5 protein-coding genes and 1 pseudogene are annotated in these 4,213 nt (G+C 59.3%); 1 reads left to right on the top strand and 5 read right to left on the bottom strand.

The window, feature by feature from the left end; translation table 11 throughout:
• The 5 genes and pseudogenes from UW3_RS29700 to UW3_RS0117245 all read right to left on the bottom strand — a co-directional run.
• Positions 1-763, bottom strand: a pseudogene (locus tag UW3_RS29700) (FAD-dependent oxidoreductase); the annotation flags it as partial.
• 89 nt (positions 764-852) lie between these two features.
• On the bottom strand, positions 853-1,692 hold the full coding sequence (galU, locus tag UW3_RS0117230) for a UTP--glucose-1-phosphate uridylyltransferase GalU (protein WP_010223914.1): 840 nt from the start codon (positions 1,690-1,692) through the stop codon (positions 853-855).
• Positions 1,693-1,881: 189 nt separating this feature from the next.
• Positions 1,882-2,784, bottom strand: a complete 903-nt coding sequence (locus UW3_RS0117235) for a c-type cytochrome (RefSeq protein WP_010223915.1) — start codon at positions 2,782-2,784, stop codon at positions 1,882-1,884.
• Complete coding sequence (locus tag UW3_RS0117240) at positions 2,781-3,431, bottom strand: c-type cytochrome (RefSeq protein ID WP_010223916.1); 651 nt, start codon at positions 3,429-3,431, stop codon at positions 2,781-2,783. The genes UW3_RS0117235 and UW3_RS0117240 overlap by 4 nt, the downstream gene beginning before the upstream one ends.
• A 133-nt stretch (positions 3,432-3,564) precedes the next feature.
• Positions 3,565-3,915, bottom strand: coding sequence for a hypothetical protein (locus UW3_RS0117245; RefSeq protein ID WP_010223918.1), 351 nt, complete (start codon positions 3,913-3,915; stop codon positions 3,565-3,567).
• 159 nt (positions 3,916-4,074) lie between these two features.
• On the opposite strand from UW3_RS0117245, the gene UW3_RS29705 reads away from it, so the two are divergent.
• Positions 4,075-4,213, top strand: a 139-nt coding sequence (locus UW3_RS29705) for a DUF1883 domain-containing protein (RefSeq protein ID WP_010223921.1), incomplete at its 3' end; no start/stop codon positions are given.

Below are 4,213 nucleotides of genomic sequence, written 5' to 3' on the forward strand. Positions count from 1 at the left end.
AGTCGGCCACCAGTTCGCGGCCATCCTTGAGGGTAGCCTTGAGGCTGCCGTCGTCCTGGCGCTCGATACGCTGGATGTCGCTGTTGAACTGCAGGTCCATGCCGCGCTTTTGCAGCTCGTCCTTCAGGTGCTCGCGCACCCCGCCGTCGAAGCCGCGCAGGAACAGGTCGCCGCGGTACAACAGCGAGGTCTTGGCCCCCAGGCCCTGGAAGATTCCGGCAAATTCCACGGCGATATAGCCGCCGCCGACCACCAGCACGCGCTTGGGCAGGTCCTTGAGGTAGAACGCCTCGTTGGAGCTGATCGCCAGTTCCTTGCCCGGGATGTCCGGGATCTGCGGCCAGCCACCGGTGGCAATGAGGATGTGCTCGGCGCTGTAGCGCTGGCCATCGATTTCCAGCTCATGGGCGCCGGTCAGCTTGGCGTGGCCTTCGAGCAGGGTCACGCCGCTGTTGACCAGCAGGTTGCGGTAGATACCGTTGAGCCGCTCGATCTCGCGGTTCTTGTTGGCGATCAGCTGGCCCCAGTCGAACTGGGCATCTTCCAGCGACCAGCCAAAGCCTGCGGCCTGCTCGAAATCGTCGGCAAAGTGTGCGCCGTAGACCAGCAGTTTTTTCGGCACGCAGCCAACGTTGACACAGGTGCCACCCAGGTAGCGGCTTTCGGCAACCGCCACTTTCGCACCGAAGCCTGCGGCAAAGCGCGCAGCACGCACACCGCCAGACCCGGCACCAATCACGAACAGATCAAAATCGTAGGTCATCTCGATGCTCTCAAGCTGCAAGTCTCAAGCTACAAGCTACAAGAAAAAGCCACCCGAAGGTGGCTTTATCAAACCGCTAGCGACCAGACTCAGTACGCTTTGCCGGTCTTGTAGAAGTTCTCAAAGCAGAAATTGGTCGCTTCGATGTAACCTTCGGCGCCACCGCAGTCGAAACGCTTGCCCTTGAACTTGTAGGCAATAACGCAACCATCCTGGGCCTGTTTCATCAGGGCGTCGGTGATCTGGATCTCACCACCCTTGCCCGGCTCGGTTTCTTCGATCAGTTTGAAAATGTCCGGGGTCATGATGTAGCGGCCGATGATCGCCAGGTTCGACGGGGCATCTTCAGGCTTTGGCTTCTCGACCATGTTGCGTACACGGTACAGGTCGTCGCCGATCAGGTCACCGGCGATCACACCGTATTTGCTGGTTTCCTGCGGGTCGACTTCCATGATGGCAACAATGGTGCAGCGGTACTGTTTGTACAGCTTGACCATCTGCTTGAGCACGCCGTCGCCTTCGAGGTTGACGCACAGGTCGTCAGCCAGCACCACGGCGAACGGCTCGTCGCCGATCAGCGGGCGACCGGTGAGGATCGCGTGGCCCAGGCCTTTCATTTCGGTCTGGCGGGTGTAGGAGAACGAGCACTCGTCGAGCAGACGACGGATGCCGACCAGGTATTTTTCCTTGTCGGTGCCCTTGATCTGGTTTTCCAGCTCGTAGCTGATGTCGAAGTGGTCTTCCAGGGCGCGTTTGCCGCGACCGGTAACGATGGAAATCTCGTTCAATCCAGCGTCCAGCGCTTCTTCAACGCCGTACTGGATCAGTGGCTTGTTCACCACCGGCAGCATTTCCTTGGGCATGGCTTTGGTAGCAGGCAGGAAGCGAGTGCCGTAACCGGCTGCCGGGAACAAGCATTTCTTGATCATATACGTCCTTAACAAGGGCTTTGCGTACGAAATTCGGCGCAGTCTAATCAGGCGGCGGTCACCTTACAATGCCCCACCACCTGGCGGCCGATGCCATGATAGAGAAATCCTGGGGTAGATAGTTCCCCAGGATCATAAATATTGCGCCGGTGAAAGACCACCGGCACATCACCAGAGGCTTTGTGCTACCTACATGCCCTGCCCGACCAACACGCCGTCGACCGTCTGCCCATAGAGGTTCACGCCATCATTGGCATGGAACTTCAGCCGGGTTTTCTCGATCGAGCCGTCTACCAGGCGCGGGTCCTGCGGCCGTTCGTGGCGGTTGATGTACGCCGCCACATCCCAGGCCTGCTGGTCGCTCAAGCTGCCGGGCTTACCCAGCGGCATATTGTGCTTGATGAAGGAGGCTGCGGTATTGATCCGGTGCATACCGGCGCCCCAGTTGTAGGAGTCTTTACCCCATAACGGCGGCATCACGTAGTCCTTGGCCACTTTCTGCCCTTCGCCGTTGGCCCCGTGGCAAATGGAACACTGGGCCTGGTACACCTGCTCACCACGCTTGAAGTCATAGCCTTCAGCCGATTGCGGTACGTCCGGGTAACCACGGCCAGCACTCTCGACGCCGATTGGCGCTTTGCTCGCCAGCCAGTAGGCATACACCGACAAGGCCGTCATCTGTGGGCTGTCAGCCGCTGGTGGCTTGCCGTTCATACTGAATTGAAAACAGCCCTGGATACGCTCGGCGAAGGTGTTGACCTTGTCGTTTTTCTTGCGATAGGCCGGGTACATCGGGTACGCGCCCCACAGCGGTGCCGAGTTGCCCAGGCGGCCCTGGTCGAGGTGGCAGTTGCTGCAGTTAAGGCCGTTGCCGACATTGTCCGGCATCAACCGCCGGGTATCGACGAACAAGGCATGGCCATCGCGGACCAGCTTGCCGAAGGCATTGTCAGGCAACTCACTCTCGGCAGGCGGGGTGAAGCTTGGCGCGCCAGGCGCAGGCTTGAGCTGCGACTGGTCTTCCATGGCAATCGGGGCGGCGTGAACAGTGCCAAGGCTCAGGGCCAAGGCGGCGAAAATCATCGGTTTCATGGCTTGACCTCCGGGCTGACAGGGTTGGCGAAATAGTTGGCCACAGCCTTGATTTCGTCATCGGTCATGGCCTTGGCCACGCCGACCATCAACTGATTGGGGTCGTTGCTGCGGCTGCCGTCGCGCCAGGCGTTGAGCTGGGCAATCAGGTAATTTGCCGGCTGATGGGCCAAGGGTGGGAAATGCTCGCCAACACCCGCGCCTCCAGGCCCATGGCACTGCACACAACCGGGGATTTTGCGTTTCCAGTCGCCATACAACGCCAACTTCTGGACTGGATCGGCGGCCATTTGCTGGCGATGGCTGTCGCCGGCCGGTGCGCTGGGCATGGCCGCCAGGGTTGCGCTGACCGCCTGGATCTCCTCAGCGCTCAGGGCCTTGGCCAACGGCTCCATGATCGGGTGCTTGCGGCTGCCATTCTGAAAATCATGCAGCTGCTTGCTCAGGTATGCCGCAGGCAGGCCGGCCAAGCGCGGGAACCCCGCCGGCGCGATACCCTTGGCGTCCGGGCCATGGCAGCCCAGACAGGCCATGGCGGCCGGGTTCTGGCCGCCCTGGGTAAAGATCTTTTGGCCGTCGGCGGCTTGTACAGCAGGCAGAGAAAACAGCAGCAGGCTGCTGATCAGGATGCGATCCAGTGGGATCATCACGGACTCCATTTTCTTGTTATAAGCTTAGGCTTAATAAGTATAAGCCTTTGGATAGTAGGCCTATACGCCGTGAGCTACAACGCAGAAAGATGGCTAGATGCCAGCTGAATCGGTTAGTTCGATCGAGGTCTTACCCGGAGATGCAGCGTGTCGCTGCCGTCTTCACATCACCCAGGCGCAGCGGGAAATTGTTCAACCGCTCATACAACTTGATGCTGCTGCCACTGCCACGCTTGTCGATATCCACCAGCGCAGCCGGGCCGGAGCCGACTTTTTGCGGCACGACCAGGCGCAGACCATCGTGGCGCTCTTCCACCACCAGTTGCCCGCGGGTTTCGCTCAATTGCTGTTGCACGCAATCGGCATATTCCTGGGGTTTCTTGCCAGAAATCACATTGAGGGTTTCCGGGCTGCGCTCAAGCTCGGACACACTCACACAGCCACCCAGCGTCACTGCCAACGCTGCTACGACCCACTTCATCAAACACACCTCCACCACGGAAAAAAGACTATGACCACGCGCAGACCATTTTGCTCCCTTGAATGGCAGTTTTATCCTGGGTCTGGCATGAAGACCAACAGTGTAACCGACATCATGGTATCGTTTTGATTTGCTGACAGATCCAATGCGGAGTGCAACATGAAATTCGTACACCAGCGCGAGCACCTCAACGAGGATGACATCGTGGTCATCCATTGCTCCCAGCGCTGTAATATCCGCCTGATGAACGACGCCAACTTCCGCAGCTTCAAGAACGGCGGGCGCCACACCCCCCACC

The sequence above is a fragment of the Pseudomonas donghuensis genome, from assembly GCF_000259195.1.
GTDB lineage: Bacteria > Pseudomonadota > Gammaproteobacteria > Pseudomonadales > Pseudomonadaceae > Aquipseudomonas > Aquipseudomonas donghuensis.

Bases quoted from the DNA above. Each gene is read 5' to 3' on its own strand.
- galU (WP_010223914.1), bottom strand. From the start codon at position 1,692: ATGATCAAGAAATGCTTGTTCCCGGCAGCCGGTTACGGCACTCGCTTC.
- UW3_RS0117235 (WP_010223915.1), bottom strand. From the start codon at position 2,784: ATGAAACCGATGATTTTCGCCGCCTTGGCCCTGAGCCTTGGCACTGTT.
- UW3_RS0117240 (WP_010223916.1), bottom strand. From the start codon at position 3,431: ATGATCCCACTGGATCGCATCCTGATCAGCAGCCTGCTGCTGTTTTCT.
- UW3_RS0117245 (WP_010223918.1), bottom strand. From the start codon at position 3,915: ATGAAGTGGGTCGTAGCAGCGTTGGCAGTGACGCTGGGTGGCTGTGTG.